Below are 21,597 nucleotides of genomic sequence, written 5' to 3'. Positions count from 1 at the left end.
CGCCGATTGCCCGTTCACCGCGGCGCGCGGCCGTTCAGCGCAATAGGTCTACACCAGTCGCCCCGTTGCCCTTGTCAAAGAGGCAACCAGACTGATGAGGTGTGCCGTGGGACACAGCTGACGCCGCGAGGAGATGCCGTGAGTAACGAAAGTCTGGCCAACCTCATGACGGAGACGCGGAAGTTCGCGCCCCCGGCCGAGGTGGCCGCCGATGCCAATGTCACCGCCGCGGCCTACGAAGCCGCTGCCGACGACCGGCTGGCCTTCTGGGCCAAGCAGGCACGCAGGCTCAGCTGGGAGACGGCGCCCACGCAGACCCTCGACTGGTCGAATCCGCCCTTTGCCAAGTGGTTCGCCGACGGCCGGCTGAATGTTGCGTACAACTGTGTGGACCGGCACGTCGAAGCGGGGCACGGCGACCGGGTGGCCATCCACTTCGAGGGCGAGCCCGGCGACTCGCGGGCCATCACCTACGCCGAGTTGCAGCGGGAGGTCGCGCGGGCCGCCCATGCCCTGACGGAGCTGGGCGTCCGGACCGGCGACCGCGTGGCGATCTACATGCCGATGCTGCCCGAAACCGTCATCGCAATGCTGGCCTGCGCCCGCATCGGAGCACCGCACTCCGTGGTCTTCGGCGCGTTCTCGGCCGACGCCCTCGCCACCCGCATCGAGGACGCGGATGCCCGCGTCGTCATCACCTCGGACGGCGGCTACCGCCGCGGGGCGCCCTCCGCCCTCAAGCCCGCGGTCGACGAGGCGCTGACCCGTCCGGGCGCCGCCAATGTCCGCCATGTCCTCGTCGTGCGACGCACCGGTCAGGACATCCCCTGGACCGAGGGCCGCGACGTGTGGTGGCACGAGCTGACCGAGCGCCAGCCCGACGAGCACACGCCCGAGGCGTTCGACGCCGAGCACCCGCTGTTCATCCTGTACACCTCGGGCACCACCGGCCGCCCCAAGGGCATCCTGCACACCTCCGCGGGATACCTCACGCAAGTGGCCTTCACGCACCACGCCGTCTTCGACCTCAAGCCGGAGACGGACGTCTTCTGGTGCACCGCCGACGTCGGCTGGGTCACCGGCCACTCGTACATCGTGTACGGGCCGCTGGCCAACGGCGCCACCGAGGTGCTGTACGAAGGCACGCCCAACACGCCGCACAACGGCCGATGGTGGGAGATCGTGCAGAAGTACGGCGTCACCATCCTGTACACCGCGCCCACGGCGATCCGCACCTGCATGAAGTGGGGCGACGACATCCCCGCGCAGTTCAATCTGGAGAGCCTGCGCATCCTCGGCTCCGTCGGCGAGCCGATCAACCCTGAGGCGTGGATCTGGTACCGCAAGCACATCGGCGGTGACCGCACGCCGGTCGTCGACACCTGGTGGCAGACCGAGACCGGCGGCATCATGATCAGCCCGCTGCCGGGGGTCACCGCAGCCAAGCCGGGCGCCGCCCAGGTTCCGCTGCCGGGCATCAGCGCCACTGTCGTCGACGACGACGGGGCCGAGGTGGGCAACGGCTCCGGCGGCTACCTCGCGCTGACCGAGCCCTGGCCGTCGATGCTGCGCACCATCTGGGGCGACGACCAGCGCTTCCTCGACACCTACTGGTCGCGGTTCGAGGGCAAGTACTTCGCCGGCGACGGCGCGAAGAAGGACGCGGAGGGCGACATCTGGCTGCTCGGCCGCGTCGACGACGTGATGCTGGTGTCCGGGCACAACATCTCGACCACCGAGGTCGAGTCCGCGCTCGTCTCCCACCCGCGGATCGCCGAGGCCGCGGTCGTCGGAGCCACCGACCCGCAGACCACGCAAGCCATCTGCGCGTTCGTCATCCTGCGGGGCGGAGCCGCCGAGGAAGAGGGGCTGGTCGAGGAGCTGCGGGCGCACGTCTCCAAGGAGCTGGGCCCCATCGCGAAGCCGAAGCGCATCCTGCCCGTGGACGAGCTGCCCAAGACCCGTTCCGGCAAGATCATGCGCCGTCTGCTGCGCGATGTCGCGGAGAACCGGGAGCTGGGTGACGTCACCACGCTCACCGACTCGACGGTGATGGACCTGATCCAGCGCAAGCTGCCCACCGCGGCCGGCGAGGACTGACACCGCCCGGCAGCGGCAGACTTCAGGGGCGCCCGGCCCGCGGCCGGGCGCCCCTATAGCATTTGCGACATCACTCCCCAGAGCGACGGCGAGGTGTCGCCAACTGACGCCCCACCACCGCAGCACTACTGTCACGTGCACCAATGACATCCGCCCAGGGAGAAGAAAGAGGGAGATCGCGATGAGCGCAGCCGAAGAGGGCCGCAGCCTCGGGGAGCTGGTCGCCTCGGCCACCGCCGAACTGTCCGGACTGGTGCACGACGAGATCGCGCTTGCCAAGGCGGAGATCCGGCAGGACGCCAAAAAGGCAGTGCTCGGCAGTACCGCGGGCATGGTCGGGGGCTTCCTCGCCCTCTTTGCGGTGCCGTTGTTCAGCTTTGCCCTGGCGTTCTGGCTGCGCAACTGGTGGGACATCCCGCTCGCCGTCGCGTGCACGATCGTCGGCGGCCTCTACATCGTTCTGGCGCTGATCCTCTTCGTGCTGGCCAAACGCAAGTTCGGCGGAGTGTCCAAGCCCGAACGGTCCATGCGCTCCGTCAAGGAGTCGGCCGCCGTTCTGTCCAGCGTCAAGCCCCATCCGCGTCCCGTCCCCGCCGACAAGGCAGGCTCCTCGACATGACCGCAGCCGATCAGTCCGGGATGCGGTCCTCGGTCATCCTGCGGGACGGCCCGTGGACGCACCGCGACGTCGCCGCCAATGGCGCCCGCTTCCATATTGCCGAAATGGGCGAGGGTCCGCTCGTGCTGCTGCTGCACGGCTTCCCCCAGTTCTGGTGGACCTGGCGGCACCAGCTGACCGCCCTGGCCGAGGCCGGATACCGCGCCGTTGCGATGGACCTGAGGGGCGTGGGCGGCAGCGACCGCACCCCCCGTGGCTACGATCCGGCCAACCTCGCGCTCGACGTCACCGGAGTGATCCGTTCCCTGGGCGAGCCGGACGCCGCCCTCGTCGGCCACGACCTCGGCGGCTACCTGGCGTGGACGGCATCGGTGATGCGGCCCAAGCTGGTCCGCCGACTCGCCGTCGCGTCCATGCCGCACCCGAGGAGCTGGCGCGCCTCGCTGCTCCGCGACCCGCGGCAGACCGCGGCCAGCTCCTACATCTGGGGCTTCCAACGCCCGTGGCTGCCCGAGCGGCATCTCGTCGCCGACGATGCCGAGGCAGTGGAACACCTGCTGCGCAGCTGGTCCGGCCCGCGGCAGCCGGAGGACGAGGACATCGCCGTCTACCGCCAGGCCATGGCCATCCCGTCCACGGCGCACTGCGCGGTCGAGCCGTACCGGTGGATGGTCCGTTCGATGGTGCGGCCGGACGGCATCCAGTTCAACCGGCGGATGAAGCGACCCGTGCTGGTGCCGACGCTGCATCTGCACGGCTCGCTCGACCCCGTGATGCGCACCCGAAGCTCAGCGGGCTCCGGCGAATACGTCGAAGCGCCGTACCGCTGGCGCCTCTTCGACGGCCTGGGCCACTTCCCGCACGAGGAGGACCCGGCCGCGTTCAGCACGGAGCTCATCGACTGGCTCCGGGACCCGGAGCCCGACCGCTAAACCCGGCCCGGAACGCCGCGTCGTATCGCTCGGGGCCGAGCGCCGCGCGCGCCCTCGACTCGATCCGGTCCACGTCCCCGCGCTCCGCCGCCGGAAGCGGCGCGCCCAGCCCGGCACGGCACCCGGCCGCGGCGCCCAGCAGCCTCGCCGCCCGGTCCGGCCGCCCGCCCAGCGCGTAGGCGCCGGCGAGCCCCTCGGCGGCGAGCGCCACGGCCCGCGGGTCGCCGGTGAGACGGGCGGCTCTGAACCCCTGAACGTGCAGCGTGAGCGCCTGACCGGCGTCGCCGCGCAACTCAGCGATGAAGCCAAGCTCGGCCAGCGTCAGCGCAATCGGCGTGTGGGCCTCGACCCGCTTGTTCCAATCGAGCCAGCGGCGCAGATACCGCTCCGCCGCCTCGAAATCTCCGCGACGCCGCGCGCTGAGGGCCAGCCCGATCTCGGCGAACTGCTCTCCGTTGGTGTGGGAGTAACGCGCGGCCAGCTGTCTCGCCCGTTCGTGCAACTCGTCCGCCGCCGCGTAGTCCCCCCGCAGCAGCGCTATGCGGCCGAGGCTGGACAGCTTCTCCGAGACGTGGGGCCGTATGTCCAGCTCCTCGGCGATGCACAGCGCCTCGTGGTGCAGCCGCTCGGCGCGCCCGTAGTCGCCGACGATCTCGGCCTCGGAACCGAGCGCCTCGGTGGCCTGCAAGCGGCCCCAGGCATCCCCGAGCTCGATGAACACGGCCAGACTCTCCCTGCCGTTGCGGCCGAGCGTCGTCAGGTCGCCGCGCATCAGGGCGACGGATGCCTGGGCGGCGAGCGCCGCGGCCGTGCCCCAGCGGTCGTGCGCCGCACGGAAGGCGGCCAGCGCGCTCGCGATCCGCTCCTCGGCCGAAGTCAGATCGCCGAAGCCCCACTGGGCGAAACCCACGAACCACTCCGCCCAGGCCCGGCCGCGCAGCCCCGGGCGGGTGGGCTCCGGCGGTGACGCACCGAGCCGGTCGTAGCGCGCCAGCGCGGCTGCGCCGCCTTCGAGCGCGCCCGCCTCGTCGGTGATGAGCATGGCGATGCCGGCCCGCCACACCGCGGCCTCGGCGCGCGCGGCGTGCGGCGCGGCGCCGGTGACCGCGAGGGCGCGGTCGAGCCAGCGGCGTGCCTCCCGCACCCGGCCGCGCAGGAACCAGTACCACGCAAGGGCGTTGACCAGCCGGAGCGCATCGCCCGCGGCGCCGCACCGCACCGCGTCGCCCAGGGCGGCCCGCATCCCGGCCGACTCGCGGTCCAACCGTTCCAGCCACTGCCGCTGCCCGGGGCCGTACAGCTCGGGGGCGATCCGCTCCGCCAGCGCGACGCAGAACCGCCGCTGCCGCTCGTGCACCGCCGCCAGCTCCCCGGCGCCGCGCAACTGCTCCAGGCCGTACGCGGCAACGGACTCCAGCAGCCGGTACCTCGGGCCGTCGGGGTCCTCGGTGGCCACGAGGAGGGAACGGTCGACCAGCCGGCCGAGCAGCCGCACGACCTCGCCTGCCGGGACATCGGTACCGGCGCAGACGGCTTCCGCCGCCGGGAGGCCGCACCCGTCGGGGTGGACGGCGAGCCGGCGCAGCACGGCGCGCTCATCCTCGGGCAGCAGCTCCCAACTCCAGTCGATCATGGCCCTGAGGGTCTGCTGGCGCGGCGGAGCACCGCGGTATCCGGAGCCGAGCAGCGCGAAACGGTCATCGAGGCGCGCGGCGAGCTCCCGCACGCCCAGGGCACGGACCCGTGTGGCGGCCAGCTCCAGAGCGAGGGGGATGCCGTCGAGGCGACGGCACACGGTGGCCACCGTCGCCTCGTTCTCGTCCGTGAGCACGAAGCCGGGCGCAGCGGCGGCGGCCCTGGCCGCGAACAGCTCGACGGCGTCCGCCTGGGCGAGCGGGGGCACCGGCCGCAGCTGCTCCCCCGCGATGCCGAGCGGCTCCTGTCCCGTGGCGAGGATGTGCAGCCCCGGTGCGGCGCGCAGCAACCGCTCGGCGAGCGCGGCGGCGGCCTCGACGACGTGCTCGCAGTTGTCCAGGAGGAGCAGCAGGCGCCGCTCGCGCAGGGCGTGTGCGAGCGGGTCGTCGGGCGGGCCGGACGGCCTGCTGGCAAGTCCGCGGGACGCGGTCTCGCGAATGCCGAGCGTGGCGGCGATCAGCTCGGCGAGCGAACTTTCGGTGCCTGGCCCGGCCAGTGCGGACAGCTCGACGAGCCACACGCCATCGGGAAACTCGCCGCCGGTGAGCTGCCGGGCGATCTCGAGCGCGAGCCGCGTCTTGCCGACGCCGCCGGGCCCGACGAGCGTGACGAGCCGGGCGCCGTCGGCAATCTGGGTGCGCGTCTCGGTCGCGGAACACTTCCTGCCGATGAGCGCGGTGACGGGGGCGGGCAGATTGGTCCCCGGAGAGGTGGGCGGCTCGGCCCTGGGGCCGGCGACCAGGCGCGGGTCCTGAGTGAGGATCGCGCGGTGCAGCGCGCTCAGCCGGGGGCTTGGATCGAGCCCGAGGTCCTCGGCCAGGCGGCGCCGCAGACGGTCGTACACCTCCAGTGCCTCCCCCTGCCTGCCGGAGAGATAGAGGGCGCGCATGTGCAGGCCGTGCAGCCGCTCGCGCTGCGGATGGCGCTCGGCCTCCTCCCGCAGCTCGGCGGCCAGAGCGGTGTGGTCCCCGAGCTCCAGACGGGCTTCCGCGTGGTCCTCCAGAGCGTCGAGCCGCTGCTCGGCGAGCCGGTCGGCGGCGGCACGGGCAGCCGGATGCCCATGGAAGCCGGCATAGGCGTCGCCGCGCCACAGGCCCAGTGCGTCGGACAGCAGGGCGGCACGGTCCCTGGGGTCCTTGGCGGTGCGGGCGCGGTCGGCCAAGTGCCGGAAGCGGCCTGCGTCCACGGCCTCCGGAAGAACGCGCAACTGGTAACCGGCCGGTCCCAGCACCACCAGCTCCCGGCTGCCCGGCTCGGCCCGGTCAAGGGCACGGCGCAGTTGGGAAACCTTGGTCTGCAGGCTGTTGCCCGGCTGCCGGGGCTGGCGGGCACCCCACAGCTCGTCACAGAGCCGGGAGACGGAGACGGGCTGTCCCTCGCCTGCGAGGAGAACGGCCAGCAGGGCGCGCACCTTCAGCTCCGGAACCTTGACCGGGCTGCCGTCCGCCCCCCGGACCGTGAGCGGACCGAGCACACCGAAAAGCATGCGTACACGGTATCCGGGGCCACTGACAACGGAGAGTAACGGCCGCTCTCCGGCCGGGTACCGGGCACGGGCGCAGGAACGGACCTCACGCCCGGTACGCGCACGGTTCACGCACGGCGGCTTTGGGGCGGCCGTGCGCGAACCGTGCGTGAACCGTAAGCGGCCTTCGGCACGGTGGTTCCAGACAGGCACGGAAGCCGGGACGAGGCGCCGCGAGACCGGGCCGCTCAGGACTCCTCGCCGCGGCCGCTCGTGTGACGTGCGCTGCCGTGCCCGAGACCAGGACCCCCAGGACTCCCAGGAAGACCAGGAAGAAGGACACATCCTCATGACCGTCAGTGCCCCGGCCACGGCCGTTCCGCGGGCAGGCCGCCGAGAGTGGGCGGGGCTGGCCGTGCTCGGCCTGCCCACTCTTCTGCTGTCCCTCGACCTCAGCGTGCTGCACCTGGCGGCGCCCCACCTCAGCGCCGATCTGGGGCCGAGCACCAGCCAGTTGCTGTGGATACTCGACATCTACGGCTTCATGATCGCCGGCTTCCTGGTGACCATGGGCACGCTCGGTGACCGGATCGGGCGCAGACGGCTGCTGCTCATAGGCGCGACGGCGTTCGGCGCCGCTTCCGTCCTCGCCGCCTACGCGACGAGTCCGGCGATGCTCATTGCCGCCCGGGCCGTGCTCGGTATCGCCGGGGCGACGCTGATGCCCTCCACCCTGGCCCTCATCCGGAACATGTTTCAGGACGCACGGCAGCGGGCCACCGCCGTCGGTGTGTGGATGACCTGCTTCCTGGCCGGCAGCGCGCTGGGACCTGTGCTCGGTGGCGTGCTGCTGGAGTGGTTCTGGTGGGGATCGGTCTTCCTGGCCGGTGTGCCGGTGATGGTGATACTCCTGATCTCCGCACCGCTGCTGCTGCCCGAGTACCGGGACCGGGAGGCCGGGCGGCTGGACCTGTTCAGTGTTCTGCTGTCCATGGGCGCGATGATGCCGGTGATATACGGCCTCAAGAAGTTGGCGGAGGACGGCGTGCGAGCCGGTCACCTGCTGGCCGTGGCCGTCGGCCTGCTGGTAGGGCTGCTCTTCGTCCACAGGCAGCGCCGTCTCGCCGCGCCGCTCCTCGACCTCCGTCTCTTCCGCAACCCGGTCTTCGGCGGCACGCTCGCCTTCACGTCGCTGACCGTGTTCGCGTCGGGCGGCATGCTCATGTTCCTTGTCCAATACCTCCAGATGGTGGAGGACAAGTCGCCGCTGGAGGCCGGTATATGGATGCTGCCGGCGACCGCGGTGATGATCGTGGCCACGCTCCTCGTCCCGGCGATGGCCCGCCGAACGGCCCCGGTCCGGCTGGTGGCCGGTGGGATGGCGGTGGCCGCGCTCGGCTACCTGCTGGCGACCCGCACCGGCGGGGATCATGCGGCGGTGATCGTGGTCACCGGCCTGGCGTTCGCCTACCTCGGTGCCGCACCGATGATGGTGCTCGGCACGGACATGATTCTGAGTTCGGCGCCGCAGGAGAAGGCGGGCTCGGCCTCCTCGCTCTCGGAGACCAGCGGTGAGTTGGGGATGGCGATGGGCATAGCCGTCCTCGGCAGCGTGGGCACCGCCGTGTACCGCCGTGAGATCGACAACGGGCTGCCCGACGGTCTGCCGGCCGACTCGGCGGACGCGGCCGCGGATTCGCTGCCGAACGCTCTGTCGGTGGCGGGCCAACTGCCGGACGGGGTGGGCGCCCTGGTGTCGGAAGCGGCACGCGCCGCGTTCACCAGTGGAGTCACCACGGTGGCCTGGGTGTCGGCCGGGCTGATGGCCGTGCTGTCCCTCACCGCCTGGGTCCTGCTGCGGCGGCTCGGCGTGGGAACGGAGGCGCGCACGGAGGATACGTGACATGTGCCGGATGCATACGCCGATTGACTTCGCTTCTGGGAGGTTACTGACCTTGCCCCCCGGGCAGGGACGAAGGTATGGGCTGGACGCACGACTACCGTGACGTGGCACGTGATCGAAGCGGCAATGGAGCCGCCACCCGGGCGCAGGGCGCCGTGCGGCGGCTCCAGGGCGGCCCCTTGGAGGATTCGCATATCGGTTTCCCGGATATTCTGCGCCGCCGAGCGCGCTGGGTGGGTGCGCGATTGCGGCACCCGCGAGGGTGAAGCCCGGCCCGCGCGGTCGGGCCGGGGGCTCACCTCGTTCACATGGCACAGGTCTGGCTGTCGACCCGTTCGTCCGCGGCACGGCCGCGCGTGACCGTTTCGCGCACCTCATCCGCGGTGAGCGCATAGCCGGTGCGGTCGTCGTCGAGTGACTTGGCGAAGACCACGCCGAAGACCTCGCCGTCGGGTGTGAGCAGCGGGCCGCCGGAGTTGCCCGGCCGGACCGTGGCGTAGAGCGAGTACACGTCACGGCTGACCTCGCCGCGCCGGTAGATGTCGGGCCCGTCCGCCTGGAAGCGCTCGCGCACGCGGGCCGCGCCCGAGTCGAACGGGCCGCTCTCGGGGAAGCCGACGATGATCGCGTCATCACCGGTGATGGCGTCCCCCTCGCTGAACTCCAGCGGCGGGGCGGGCAGGTCGGGCACGTCGAGCACGGCGATGTCGCGCTCCCAGTCGTAGAGCACGACGCTCGCGGTGTAGAGCCGGCCCTGCCCGCCGATCTGCACGGTGGGTTCGACGACGCCGCCCACGACGTGGGCGTTGGTCATCACCCTGCCCTCGGAGAAGGCGAAACCGGTGCCCTCCAGGATCTTGCCGCAGCCGGCGGCGGTGCCGACGACCTTCACGATGGACCGTTTCGCCTCGGCCACGGCCGGGCTGTCGGCCAGTTTCGGGTCCGGGCGCGGCACGTCCGTGATCGGCTCCGCCGTGAACGGGGAGAAGACCTGCGGGAAGCCATGCTGCGCCAGGACCGAGCTGAAGCCGGTGAACCAGGTGTTGGCGCTGTCCGGCACCACCTGGGAAACGCCCAGCAGCACCCGCGAGTTGCGGACCTCGCGGCCGACCGAGCCCAGGGTGGTCATCGCCAGCGCCGATCCGAGCAGCCAGGCGACCAGCAGCATCGCCAGCACGTTCACCAGGGCGCCGCCGGTCGCGTCCAGGGCCCGGGCCGGTGACCAGGTGATGCGGCGACGCAGCCGGTTCCCGAGGACGGTGGTGAGCGCCTGCCCGACAGAGGCGCACAGGATGACGACCACCACCGCGGCGATCACTCCGGCCTGCCCCGGCTCCGCATCGTCGCTCAGCTCGCGCCACGCCACCGGGAGTCCGTACACGGCGAGCAGCCCGCCGCTGATGAAGCCCGTGACGGACAGGACGCCGACGACGAAGCCCTGCCGGTACCCGACGAGGGCGAACCACACGGCGGCGAGCAGCAGCAGGACGTCGAGCGCGTTCATGCCCGCTACGGTCTCACGCCCCGTGGTCGAGTGATATCTCCCGGTCGCGGTCCCAGGGCTGCTCCCAGCCCGCGAAGTGCAGCACGCGGTCGATGACACCGGCCGTGAAGCCCCACACCAGTGTTCCCGCGACCTCGAAGCACGGCCCGCGGTACCCGCTGGGGTGCACGGCCGTGCCACGGTGCCGCCGGTCGGTCAGCTCGGACACCGGCACGGTGAACACCCGCGCGGTCTCCCCCGGGTCCATCGGCGCGACCGGCGACGGCTGCCGCCACCACGCCAGCACCGGCGAGACGACGAAGCCGCTGACCGGAATGTACAGCCGCGGCAGCGTCGCGAAGACCTGCACGCCCGCCGGGTCGAGCCCGGTCTCCTCCTCGGCCTCCCGCAACGCGGCGAACAGCGGTCCGTCGCCCTCCGGATCACCGTCCTCCGGGTCCAGCGAGCCACCGGGAAACGAGGGCTGTCCGGCGTGCTCGCGTAGGCTCGTGGCCCGTTCGAGCAGGAGCAACTCGGGGCCTTTCGCCCCCTCGCCGAACAGCACGAGCACCGCCGAGGGCCGTCCCCCCGCCGCCGGGGGCAGGAACGTGCTGAGCTGGCCCGCGGTGACCGTGAGCGCCGCGTCCGCCAGCGGCCGCAGCCACCGCGGCAGCCCGCCGGGGGCGGACCGGCCGAGGTCGGCGGCTCCGCGGGGACGGGTCATGCCGCTCCCAGCGGTGGGGCCGGCTTGCCCGGGAAGTCGGCCGGCGGCTTCAGCCGCTGGCCGGGATGGCCGCCCATCTCGTACTTCAGCAGCTTCCCGGCCTTCTCCGGGTCGGTCTCGCCCTCCCCGTAGGACGGGCACAAATGCGCGATGGGGCAGGCGCCGCACGCGGGCTTACGGCTGTGGCAGATGCGGCGCCCGTGGAAGATCACGCGGTGCGACAGCATCGTCCAGTCCTTCTTGGGGAAGATCTCGGCGACCTCGGCCTCGATCTTTTCCGGGTCCTTCTGCTCCGTCCACCGCCAGCGCCGCACCAGCCGCTGGAAGTGGGTGTCGACGGTGATGCCCGGCCTGCCGAACGCGTTGCCCAAGACGACGTGCGCCGTTTTGCGCCCCACGCCGGGCAGCGACACAAGGTCATCGAGCCGTCCCGGCACCTCACCGCCGAACCGGTCGCGCAACGCGGCGGACAGCCCGAGCAGCGCCCGCGTCTTGCTCCGGAAGAACCCGGTGGGCCGGATCATCTCCTCCAGCACCGCCGGCTCGGCCGCCGCCATGTCCTCCGGCGTCGGGTAGGCGGCGAAGAGGGCGGGGGTGGTCTGGTTCACCCGGAGGTCGGTTGTCTGGGCGGACAGGACGGTGGCCACCAGCAGCTCGAACGGATTCTCGAAGTCCAGCTCGGGGTGGGCGTAGTAGTACACCTCGCCGAGCTCGCGGTTGATCTTGCGGGCCCGGCGCACCATCGCGAGCCGGCTCTCCGGCTTCCCGCCCGCCGCACCGCCGACACCGCCACCACCGACACCGCCACCGCCACCACCGGCACCGGCGGCACGCGCCGCGCCACCGGCACGCGCCGCGCTCACCCGCCCGGCCGTGCCGCGTTCGCTCTCAGCGGAATCCTGGGTAGCGCTCACCCGTCCGGCCCTCTCATTCGCACGTGCCGCGCGCCCTGCCTCCCGCGCGCCATCGGGTCGTTGACCACCCGGCCAGCCTAAACGGCGCCGCCGACATTCGCCCGGCGCATGGCGCAATCGCTTACCGAACGGGCCCCTGGCGTGGGCCCCGCTGTCCTGGTACGTCAAACTTGTGACTGATAGCACTGCCGAGGCGTCCGGCATCATGAGGGTCGCCCCGGCCGCCCGGCCGGTCACCGACCCCGGCCGACAACCGACCCCGGCCGACAACCGCTCCGGCCGACAAGGAGAGGAACTCGTGGACGACGTTCTCCGGCGCGCCCCACTGTTCGCCGCGCTCGACGACGAGCAGGCCGCCGAGCTGCGCGCTTCCATGGCCGAGGTCACGCTTGCCCGCGGCGACACCCTCTTCCACGAGGGAGATCCGGGCGACCGGCTCTATGTCGTCACCGACGGCAAGGTCAAACTGCACCGCACGTCCCCCGACGGCCGGGAGAACATGCTGGCCGTTCTCGGTCCCGGCGAGCTGATCGGGGAGCTGTCCCTGTTCGACCCGGGCCCGCGCACCGCGACCGCCACCGCCGTCACCGAGGTGAGGCTGCTCGGGCTCGGCCACAGCGATCTCCAGCCCTGGCTCAGCGCTCGCCCCGAGGTCGCCGCCGCGCTGCTGCGCGCCGTGGCCCGCCGGCTGCGCCGGACCAACGACCAGATGTCCGACCTGGTCTTTTCCGACGTTCCCGGCCGCGTGGCCCGCGCCCTGCTCGACCTTTCGCGCCGCTTCGGTGTGCAGTCCGACGAGGGCATCCACGTCGTGCACGACCTCACCCAGGAGGAGCTGGCCCAGCTCGTCGGCGCCTCCCGCGAAACGGTCAACAAGGCGCTCGCCGACTTCGCCGCCCGCGGCTGGCTGCGGCTGGAGGCGCGCGCGGTCATCCTCCTCGACATCGAACGGCTGGCCCGCCGTTCCCGCTGAACGAGCGCACGGCCCGACCGGCGAAAAGCGCCAGCAATCGAACGGGTGAGCGACTACATCAGGCCGCGTTCCTGCACGTAGTCCAGCTGTGCCCGCACGGACAGCTCGGCCGCCGGCCACACCGCGCGGTCCACGTCCGCGTACACGTGGGCCACGATCTCGGCCGGCGTGCGGTAGCCGTTCTCCAGCGCCGTCTCGATCTGGGCCAGTCGGCTCGCGCGGTGCACCAGGTAGAAGTCCAGCGCGCTCTGCGCGTCGCGCAGTACCGGTCCGTGCCCCGGCAGCACGGTGTGGACGCCGTCGTCCACGGTCAGCGACCGCAGCCTGCGCAACGAGTCGAGGTAGTCACCGAGCCGCCCGTCCGGGTGCGCCACCATGGTGGTCCCCCGGCCGAGCACCGTGTCCCCGGTGAGCACCGCCGCGTCGGCCACCACCTGGAACGACAACGAGTCGGAGGTGTGGCCGGGAGTCGGCACCACGCGCACGTCGAGGCCGCCCGTGGTGATCACGTCCCCGGCCGCCAGCCCTTCGTCGCCGAGCCGCAGCCGCGGGTCGAGTGCGCGCACCGGCGACCGCGTCAACTCCGCGAAGCGGGCGGCGCCGTCGGCGTGGTCCGGGTGCCCGTGTGTCAGCAGGGTCAGGGCGACCCGCCGGCCGGAACGTTCCACCGCGTCGATCACGCGCCGCAGGTGCTCCTCGTGCTCGGGGCCCGGGTCGACGACGACGGCTGTGGTGGCGCCCGGCTCGGCGAGTATCCAGGTGTTCGTGCCGTCCAGGGTCATCGGCGACGGGTTCGGGGCGAGCACGCAGGTGGCGCGTTCGGTCATGGCCCCTTCGTGCACGCGCGGTTCGGGAGCTCCCGGCTCCTCGCCGGTCGGCCCGGCGCCGGCGCGCAATGCGGGCGCATCGTTCATATCGTCCGCTCCCTCTTGTCGACCGCTGTCACGCGTTTTTCGAACTCCTCATACCCCGGCCAGCTCAACACCACCTCGCGCCCCTCGACACGCGCCTGCGCCATGATCGGCGCGAGGTCACGGTCGCGCGCCGCGGCGAGCGCCTCCGCGACCGTCGGGAACGGGGCCAGCTCGCGCAACGTCGTGATCGTCGGCGGCATCATGAGAAGTCTGCCGCGTTCGTACGCCGCCACCGCGTCCCCGGGCCGCAGCCACAGGGTGCGGTCGGCCTCGGTCGAGGCGTTCCGCGTGCGCTGTCCGGCCGGGAGGGCGGCCACGAAGAAGTGCGTGTCGTACCGCCTCGCCTCGAACTCGGGGGTGATCCACCGCGCCCAGCGGCCCAGCAGGTCCGTGCGTACGACGAGGCCGCGGCGGTTCAGGAAGTCGGCGAACGGCAGCCGTCCGCCGGCCAGCGCGGCCCGGTCCGCCTCCCAGTCCGCACCGGTGACATCCGCCACGAGGCCGCCGGGCGGCGGGCCGGCCAGCAGCACCCCCGCCTCCTCGAACGTCTCCCGCACCGCTGCCGCGACCACGGCGCCGTCCGCGTTCCCTGCCCCGTCCTCTGCCCCGTCCTCTTCCGCGGCCTTTTCTCCGGCCTTTTCCCCGTTGTCCTTACCGTTGTCCGGCCCGTCCCGCGGGTCGACCGATCCGCCGGGGTACGCGTACGCCCCCGCCGCGAACGCCATCGACGCGCGCCGGCGCAGCAAAAAGACTTCGACCGCCCCCTCCGCGCCGTCACGCAACAACATCACGGTGGCGGCCCGGCGCGTCGGAACGGGCGTCAACTCGCCGCGGGCGAGTGCGCGGATGCGGTCAGGCCACTCCGGCGGGTACCACTGGCCTCCGGTTGCTCCCATGCCGGGATGCTACGGCCCGCCACCCAGCTGCGACACAGGCCCTCCCCCGGGCACACGGGCGCCGCGCCGCCCCGTTCGCCACAACCACCGGCACCGTCACCGCAGCCGGCGGCGGCGAGCCGGCCGTTCGGCTCGCACGCGCGGCCGGGCACGCCCCGGCCGGCCCGGGGGAACGGCGCCCGCGCCGAGCGCACGCCGGGCCGCCGCGGCGGCACCGAGCAGCACCGCCGCCGCCAGGGCCGCGAAACGGGCGTACGAGGCGAGTCCCGCGAGGGACGACGCCATGCCGGCCACGCCGGCCGGGGCCCCGGTGGTGGCGGGGGCGCCGAGCCGTGAACGGCCGCCCGCCGGCTCCTGCTCCGGCACGCCCTCGGGCCGTTCGCCGGCCAGCGCGTCGGCGAGCACCTCGGCCAGGTGCCGCGGCTCGCGCCCGAGGCCGGCCTGCTCGATCTGGGTGCGGCAGCTGAAGCCGTCGGCGAGGATCAGCGTGTCCTCGTCGGCGGCCCGGACCGCGGGCAGCAGGCCCGCCTCGGCGCATGCCATGGACACCTCATAGTGGCCCCGGGTGAAGCCGAAGTCCCCGGCGAGGCCGCAGCATCCGGCGTCGAGCACGTCGGCTTGGACCCCGGCGCGTTCCAGCAGCGCGCGGTCGGCGTCGAAGCCCATGACGGCGTACTGGTGGCAATGCCGCTGCACGACGGCCCGCGCGTCGACCGCGGGCGGCTGCCAGTCGGCGGCGCGTTCGGCGAGCAGTTCCGCCAGCGTGCGCGTCTGCTCGCGCAGCCGCCGCAGGTCGGGGCCGTCCGGGTCGTCGGAACCGTCGGGGCCGGATGGGAAGAGTTCCGTCGCGTCGAGGCGAAACACCGCGGTGCAGCTGGGTTCGAGGCCGACGACGGGGGTGCCGCGGCGGAGGTCGTCGCGCAGGACCGCGACGGTGTGCCGCAGTACGCGCCTGGCCATGTCGAGCTGGCCGGTGGAGATCCAGGTGAGCCCGCAGCACACCGCGCGTTCGGGGACCTTGACGCGGAAGCCGGCCGCTTCGAGCACCGCGACGGCGGCGCGGCCCGCGGCCGGGTGGAAGTGTTCGGTGAACGTGTCGGGCCACAGGAGCACTTCGCCGCGTTCGCCGGTGCCCTGGGGGCCGCCCCGTTCGCGCCACCAGGCGGTGAAGCGCTGCGGGGCGAACGCGGGCAGTTCGCGTTCCCGCGCGATGCCCCCGGCGTTCTTGGCGGCGCGTGACAGCACGGGCATGCGCATGAGCGCGTTGACGGCGCGCGGGGCGAGGGCCGCGCCCCTGGCGATCAACGGGAGCCAGCCCATGGCGTAGTGCGCGCGGGGGCGCAGGCGCCCCTTGTAGTGGTGGTGCAGGAACTCGGCCTTGTAGGTGGCCATGTCGACATTCGCCGGGCAGTCGGTCCGGCAGCCCTTGCAGGCCAGGCACAGATCAAGCGCGTCGTGCACCTCGGCGGAGCGCCAGCCCTCGTCGACGGGCGAGTCGTTCCTGATCATCTCGAACAGCAGCCGGGCCCGGCCGCGCGTGGAGTGCTCCTCGTCGCGCGTCGCCCGGTAGCTGGGGCACATCACGCCGCCCGTCAGCGAACGGCACTTCCCGACGCCGACGCAACGCGCCGCCGCCCGGCTGAACGCCCCGTCGTCCTGCGGATAGGCGAACACCGTCTCCGGCTCCCACGGCGCGTAGCCGGCGCCGAGCCGCAGGTTGCCGTCCAGCCGGTGCGGGTCGACGAGCTTGCCGGGGTTCATGCGGTGCCGCGGGTCGAACGCCGCCTTCACCTCCCGGAACGCCCCGACGAGTTCAGGACCGAACATCCGCACGAGCAGCTCGCCGCGCGACTGCCCGTCCCCGTGCTCGCCGGACAGCGAACCGCCGTACCGCAGCACGAGCCCCGCGGCGCGCTCCACGAACTCCCGCATACGCGCGACGCCTTCCACCGTGGTCAGGTCGAACGGAATGCGCGTGTGGACGCAGCCGTGCCCGAAGTGGCCGTAGACGGAGGGCCGGTCGTAGCCGAACTCCTCGAAGAGCGCTGCCAGTTCCCGCAGGTACGCACCGAGCGCCGCGGGCGGCACCGCGCTGTCCTCCCACCCGGTCCAGGTTTCCGGTTTGCCCGGCATGTGGGTGGATGCCCCGAGCCCGGACTCGCGCACCCGCCACAGCTGCTCCCGGTGCCGCGGGTCGCCATACCAGGTGTGTCCGACATCCGCCGGTTTCGCGCCGATCAGCGCGCGGGCCTTCGCCGCGGCCTCCTCACGGCTGTCACCGGCGAACTCGACCAGCAGGAACGCCCTGCCCGCCGGCAGGGCGTCCAGCGCGTCGGCGTTGAGGTGCTTGCGCCGTTCGGACGTGATCAGCTGGGCGTCCATTCCTTCGAGCGCGTGCGGTTCGTGTTCGAGAATGGCAGGCATCTGATCGGCCGCCGTCGCGATGTCCGGGTAGCCGAGCGCGACCAGGGTGCTGTGCCGCGGCACCGGCACCAGCGCCAGCTCGGCCCGCAGCACCGTGACCAGCGTGGACTCCGATCCGGTCAGCAGCCCGGCGACATCGAAGCCGTGCTCGGGCAGCAGCGAGTCGAGGTTGTAGCCGGACACCCGCCGCGGGATGGCGGGGTAACGTTCCCGCACCAGGTCGCCGTACCGGTCGCGCAGCGCGATCAGCCGCCGGTACAGCTCCGCCTCCGGGCCCTCGCCCGCGGTCAGCCGCGCGAGTTCCGCCTCGGAGGTGCGCCCCACCCACAGCCGCAGCCCGTCGTAGGTCAGGACCTCGAGACGGCCGATGTTGTCCACGACCTTGCCGTACGCCTGCGCCGTCGAGCCGCAGGAGTTGTTGCCGATCATGCCGCCGAGCGTGCAGTTGGGGTGCGTCGCGGGCTTCGGCCCGTACTGGAGCCCGTGCGGCGCCAGTTGCCGGTTCAGCTCGTCCAGCACGATGCCGGGCTCGACGACGCACACCCGCCGGTCGGTGTCGACGGACAGCAGCCGGTTGCAGAACTTGCTCCAGTCCAGCACCACCGCCGCGTTACAGCACTGTCCCGCCAGGCTCGTGCCGCCGCCGCGGGACAGCAGCGGCGCGTCGAACTCCCGGCACACCGCGACCGCCTCCGCCGCCGCCTCTGGCGTGCGCGGCAGCACCACGCCGATCGGCACCTGCCGGTAGTTGGAGGCGTCCGTGGAGTAGGCGGCGCGGGCGCCGTCGTCGAACCTGACCTCCCCGTCCACCCGTTCCCGCAGCGCCCGTTCCAGCCCCGCGCGCCCCTCCGCACCACCATCACCACTGCCGTCACCACTGCCGTCACCACTGCCGTCACCACTCTGCTCGGCGCCCCGCGCGCCGTTCCGCACGCCGTCCGTCTCCATGTGCGCCCCCGCCCTAGGAGCCGGTGTCGAGCAGGGTGTTCAGCTCCCCGGCCGGCAGCTCCGCGGTGTACACCCGGCTCCCCGGCTCGTGCTTGCGCCCGCCCTCCGCGAGACCGCCCGCGTCCACCGGGTCGAAGCCGATGGCGTCGACGAGGCCGCAGACCAGCGACTTGGCCTCCCCGTCGTCCCCCGACACCGGAATCGCCAGGCGCTCCGGATTTCCGCGGGGCAGCCCGCGGTCGCGCAGGTTGGCGGCGTAGATGGCGTTGAACGCCTTGACCAGCCGCGCGCCGGTGAACGCCTGGATCTTCTCGCTCGACGTCGTCGTCCCGTCGTCGAGCTCGGCGTCGTGGCCGTCGCGCTGCGGGTAGTAGTTGCAGGTATCGATGACGATCTTCCCGCCGAGCGGCCCGGCCGGCAGCTCCCGGTACCTGCCGTACGGCACGCTCACGACGACCACGTCGCCGAACGCGGCGGCCTCCTCGGCCGTGCCCGCCCGCACCCCGTTCCCGATATCGGCCACCAGGCCGGAAAGAGTCTGCGGCCCACGGGAGTTGCTGATGACCACCTCGTGGCCGAGGCCGGAGAAGTGCCGGGCGAGCGTTCCGCCGATGTGCCCCGCCCCGATGCAGCCGATCTTCATGCGCGTTCCTTCCGTTCCCGCCGTTCCCGCCGTTCCTTCCGTTCCCGCCGTTCCTTCCCGGCCCTGCCGAGCTGCTGGATGCGGTCCTTGGCGAGCGTGGTGGCGATGGTCGTGCGGCGCGGCTGCCCCTTCGCGAACGCCTCGGCGAACTTCTTCGCCTGCTTGTACTGCACCTTCCCCGGCATCGGCGGCTCGTCCGGGTTGACGTCGACATCGACGAGCGCGGGCCCGCGGTGCCGCAGTGCCTGCCGGAGCGCCTTCGGCACATCCTTCCCACGCGTCACCTTGGCCCCGAACGCACCGCACGCCCGCGCCCAGGCCGCGAAATCCGCGACCGGCTCACGGAACCGCACCCCGTGCTCCGGGTAGCCCAGCACCATCTGCTCCCACAGAATCTGGCCCAGCGCATTGTTGTTGTTGACCACCACGGTGACCGGCAGCTTCGCCTGCACGGCGGTCAGGAAGTCCGCCATCAGCATCGAGAACCCGCCGTCCCCCACATAAGCGATCACCTGCCTGCCGGGGAACGCGTGCTGCATCGCGATCGCGTACGGCAGCCCAGGCGCCATCGTCGCCAGGTTGCCCGACAGGTAGAACTCCCGGTCGCGCCGGATCGTCCAGTGCCGTGCCGCCCAGGTGGCGATCGTTCCGCTGTCGCACGTCAGAATCGCGTCGTCGGCCGCCAGGTCGTCCAGCACGCCGACCACGTACTGCGGCGCGACCGGGCTGCGTTTCTGTTCCTCGAGGGCTGTCATGTCCCGGCGCCAACGTGCCATCTGCTTCTGGTACTTCGCCAGGTGCCTGCGGTCCCGTTTGCGGTCGAGCAACGGCAGCAGGGCCGCCAGGCCCTCCTTCGCGTCGCCGATCACCGGTACCTCGGTCGGCATCCGCGCCCCGGCGCGCGCCGCGTCCGCCTCGATCTGCACGGTGCGCACCCGGCCGGGATCGGGCAGGTGCTCGGTGTAGGGGAAGTTCGAGCCGATCATGAACAACGTGTCGCAGTCGTCGATCAGTTCCTCCCCGGGCCGGGTGCCCAGCAGCCCGATCCCGCCCACCGCGAACGGCGAGTCGTCGGGAATGACGGCCTTCCCCGGCAGCGTCTTGATCACCGGCGCGCCCAGCGTGTCCGCGACGGCGAGCACCTCGTCCCGCGCGTGCAGCGCCCCGGCCCCGGCCAGCAGCGCCACCCGCCGGCCCGCGTTCAGCACCTCCGCCGCGGCCAGCAGATCCGCCTCCCGCGGCACGCCCGGCGGCGCCAGGTACACCGGCGCGGTCACCGGCGGTCTGGCCGGCGCGACCCGCTGCCACGGATCGGCGTCCGCGTCGGCCACCTGGATGTCGTTCGGCAGCGACAGATGCGCCACCCCGCGGCGCGCCAGCGCCGTCCGCACCGCGATGTCGACGATGCCGGGCAGCTGCGCGGGATTGTCGATCACCAGGTTGTACTCGGCCACGTCCGCGTACAGGTGCTCGACATGCACCTCCTGCTGGTAGCCGGTGCCCAGCACGGACGTCTCCTGCGTTCCGGTGATCGCGAGCACGGGAACGTGGTCCATCTTCGCGTCGTACAGCCCGTTCAGCAGATGGATCGCCCCCGGCCCGGACGTGGCCAGGCATACCCCGAGCCGCCCGGTCGCCTTCGCGTACCCGGTCGCCATGAACGCGGCGGCCTCCTCGTGCCGCACGAGGAAGAACCGCACCCGCCCCTGGTGCCGCCGCAGACCTTCCATGAGTCCGTTCACCCCGTCCCCGGGCAGCCCGAACACGGTGTCGACCCCCCAGTCGACCAGTCGTTCCACCAGTACCTCGGCAGCGATACATCCCATATGCCCACCCAACGCACCCCACCGCACCCCCGCAACACCTGCTGGGCCGACCGGCTTGCGCCCCGCGACGGCGCACGCCGCGCACGCGCGGTGCACGAACAGCGCACGCTCGGCACACGCGCGGCACACGCGCGGCACAGGCGGCGCGCGGTCAGCCGATCCTGGCGCCGTACACGTGGTCGACCGCCAGTGTGAGGAGCACCCTGCGGTCCGACACCATCACCTGCCGGTACTCCTCCCAGTCCGGGTGCTCCCCCGCGGCGGCGCGGTAGTAGTCCACCAACGCCTCGACCGCCGGACCGCGCGGGTCCGTCCCCGGGCCGGTGAGGGCCACCGTGCCCTCCGCGGTGGCCCACGCCATGCCGTCGGCGCTCGTCACCTCCAGCGCGGCCCGCGGGTCGCGGCGCAGATTCGCCGTCTTGGCGAGCCCCTCCCTCGTCGAGATGTGGATGACGTTCGCCGCCCGGTCGTAGAACGGCTGAACGGGGGACAGCTGCGGACAGCCGTCCGACTTGATCGTCGCCAGGACACCGAGCCGGCTTTCCGCGAGGAGCGCATGCGGACTGAAAGTTGTGGCGGTCATCGTGATCACTTCCTGGGAACGCGGTGTGACGTGTGGCGTCATGACAGAATCATCAACCTTCACACCGGCATGAAGGTCAAGGAGAAACGGGCATGCTGATCGGGGAACTCAGCCGGCAGACCGGAGTCCACACCCACCAACTGCGCTACTACGAGACGCAGGGCCTCCTTGAGCCCGGCCGCGGCGCCAACGGCTACCGCGAGTACACCGACGACGCCGTCGTGACCGTGTCCCAGATCAGGAAGCTGCTCCACGCCGGCCTCTCGACCCAGGACATCGGCTTTCTGCTCCCCTGCGCCGCCGGCGCGGCCCCCGACCTCGAACCCTGCCCCGAACTCCTCGACGCCCTCCGCGCCCGCCTGCGGGACCTCGACGACCACATCGACACGCTGACCCGTTCCCGCCAGGCCCTGCACGACTACATCGACGCCACCGAACACCGCATGCCGGACAACCCCCGCACCCGCGCCTGCGACTCGTTCGCGCCGCCCGCGCCCGCGCCGCCCGCCCCGCCGGCGCCGCCTGCGCCCCGGCGCACGCGCCGCCGCTAAGCCG

15 protein-coding genes and 1 pseudogene are annotated in these 21,597 nt (G+C 72.4%); 6 read left to right on the top strand and 10 right to left on the bottom strand.

Translation table 11 applies throughout. The annotated features are described in order from the left end of the window. The first annotated feature begins 138 nt into the window (after nt 1-138). The 3 genes from acs (at nt 139) to RM779_RS22700 (ending at nt 3,651) form a co-directional block, all read left to right on the top strand. Nucleotides 139-2,100 carry an acetate--CoA ligase gene (gene acs / locus RM779_RS22710; protein ID WP_311619592.1) on the top strand — a complete coding sequence of 654 codons (1,962 nt, stop codon included), beginning with the start codon at nt 139-141 and terminating at the stop codon, nt 2,098-2,100. A gap of 181 nt (nt 2,101-2,281) precedes the next feature. Beyond that, nucleotides 2,282-2,719 carry a phage holin family protein gene (locus RM779_RS22705; protein ID WP_311619591.1) on the top strand — a complete coding sequence of 146 codons (438 nt, stop codon included), beginning with the start codon at nt 2,282-2,284 and terminating at the stop codon, nt 2,717-2,719. Further along, nucleotides 2,716-3,651: an alpha/beta fold hydrolase gene (locus RM779_RS22700; protein ID WP_311619590.1), complete on the top strand. Its 936-nt coding sequence runs from the start codon at nt 2,716-2,718 to the stop codon at nt 3,649-3,651. The genes RM779_RS22705 and RM779_RS22700 overlap by 4 nt, the downstream gene beginning before the upstream one ends. Here RM779_RS22700 and RM779_RS22695 read toward each other — a convergent pair. Then, nucleotides 3,614-6,832 (bottom strand): BTAD domain-containing putative transcriptional regulator, encoded by a 3,219-nt coding sequence (locus RM779_RS22695; RefSeq protein WP_311619589.1) that lies wholly within the window; start codon nt 6,830-6,832, stop codon nt 3,614-3,616. The genes RM779_RS22700 and RM779_RS22695 overlap by 38 nt on opposite strands. Before the next feature lie 328 nt (nt 6,833-7,160). Here RM779_RS22695 and RM779_RS22690 point away from each other — a divergent pair, with 328 nt between their 5' ends. After that, a complete protein-coding gene (locus RM779_RS22690) occupies nt 7,161-8,714 on the top strand; it encodes an MFS transporter (RefSeq protein WP_311619588.1) in 1,554 nt (517 codons plus the stop codon). Nucleotides 8,715-9,018: 304 nt separating this feature from the next. Here the strand turns inward: RM779_RS22690 and RM779_RS22680 are convergent, their stop codons facing one another. From RM779_RS22680 to nth, 3 genes are read right to left on the bottom strand one after another with little or no spacing between them, the layout of a single operon-like run. After that, the gene (locus RM779_RS22680; RefSeq protein ID WP_311619587.1) at nt 9,019-10,218 is read right to left on the bottom strand and encodes a MarP family serine protease; all 1,200 of its coding nucleotides are present in this window, start codon (nt 10,216-10,218) and stop codon (nt 9,019-9,021) included. Between the two features lie 13 nt (nt 10,219-10,231). Continuing rightward, the gene (locus tag RM779_RS22675) at nt 10,232-10,921 is read right to left on the bottom strand and encodes an NUDIX hydrolase (RefSeq protein ID WP_311619586.1); all 690 of its coding nucleotides are present in this window, start codon (nt 10,919-10,921) and stop codon (nt 10,232-10,234) included. Then, nucleotides 10,918-11,835: an endonuclease III gene (nth, locus tag RM779_RS22670; RefSeq protein ID WP_311619585.1), complete on the bottom strand. Its 918-nt coding sequence runs from the start codon at nt 11,833-11,835 to the stop codon at nt 10,918-10,920. The genes RM779_RS22675 and nth overlap by 4 nt, the downstream gene beginning before the upstream one ends. Before the next feature lie 298 nt (nt 11,836-12,133). On the opposite strand from nth, the gene RM779_RS22665 reads away from it, so the two are divergent. Next, nucleotides 12,134-12,808: a Crp/Fnr family transcriptional regulator gene (locus RM779_RS22665; RefSeq protein ID WP_077060348.1), complete on the top strand. Its 675-nt coding sequence runs from the start codon at nt 12,134-12,136 to the stop codon at nt 12,806-12,808. A gap of 53 nt (nt 12,809-12,861) precedes the next feature. Here RM779_RS22665 and RM779_RS22660 read toward each other — a convergent pair whose 3' ends face one another. The 6 genes and pseudogenes from RM779_RS22660 to RM779_RS22635 form a co-directional block, all read right to left on the bottom strand. After that, nucleotides 12,862-13,722, bottom strand: a complete 861-nt coding sequence (locus RM779_RS22660) for an MBL fold metallo-hydrolase (RefSeq protein ID WP_394813362.1) — start codon at nt 13,720-13,722, stop codon at nt 12,862-12,864. Then, complete coding sequence (locus RM779_RS22655; RefSeq protein ID WP_311619584.1) at nt 13,719-14,618, bottom strand: NUDIX hydrolase; 900 nt, start codon at nt 14,616-14,618, stop codon at nt 13,719-13,721. Before RM779_RS22655 ends, RM779_RS22660 begins: the two co-directional genes overlap by 4 nt. 96 nt (nt 14,619-14,714) lie before the next feature. After that, nucleotides 14,715-17,990: an FAD-binding and (Fe-S)-binding domain-containing protein gene (locus tag RM779_RS22650; protein WP_311619583.1), complete on the bottom strand. Its 3,276-nt coding sequence runs from the start codon at nt 17,988-17,990 to the stop codon at nt 14,715-14,717. Between the two features lie 13 nt (nt 17,991-18,003). Further along, nucleotides 18,004-18,939 carry an NADPH-dependent F420 reductase gene (locus RM779_RS22645; RefSeq protein ID WP_311619582.1) on the bottom strand — a complete coding sequence of 312 codons (936 nt, stop codon included), beginning with the start codon at nt 18,937-18,939 and terminating at the stop codon, nt 18,004-18,006. Continuing rightward, nucleotides 18,855-20,459 (bottom strand): annotated as a pseudogene (locus tag RM779_RS22640) (thiamine pyrophosphate-binding protein); the annotation flags it as partial. The pseudogene RM779_RS22640 and the gene RM779_RS22645, both read right to left, overlap by 85 nt. A 151-nt stretch (nt 20,460-20,610) precedes the next feature. After that, complete coding sequence (locus RM779_RS22635) at nt 20,611-21,042, bottom strand: PPOX class F420-dependent oxidoreductase (RefSeq protein ID WP_311619581.1); 432 nt, start codon at nt 21,040-21,042, stop codon at nt 20,611-20,613. A 92-nt stretch (nt 21,043-21,134) separates the two neighbouring features. Here RM779_RS22635 and RM779_RS22630 point away from each other — a divergent pair, with 92 nt between their 5' ends. Further along, nucleotides 21,135-21,593, top strand: coding sequence for a MerR family transcriptional regulator (locus RM779_RS22630; protein ID WP_311619580.1), 459 nt, complete (start codon nt 21,135-21,137; stop codon nt 21,591-21,593). Nucleotides 21,594-21,597 lie beyond the last annotated feature (4 nt).

It is taken from the genome of Streptomyces johnsoniae (genome assembly GCF_031845565.1).
GTDB lineage: Bacteria > Actinomycetota > Actinomycetes > Streptomycetales > Streptomycetaceae > Streptomyces > Streptomyces johnsoniae.
This window is presented reverse-complemented; position numbering and strand designations above follow the sequence as displayed.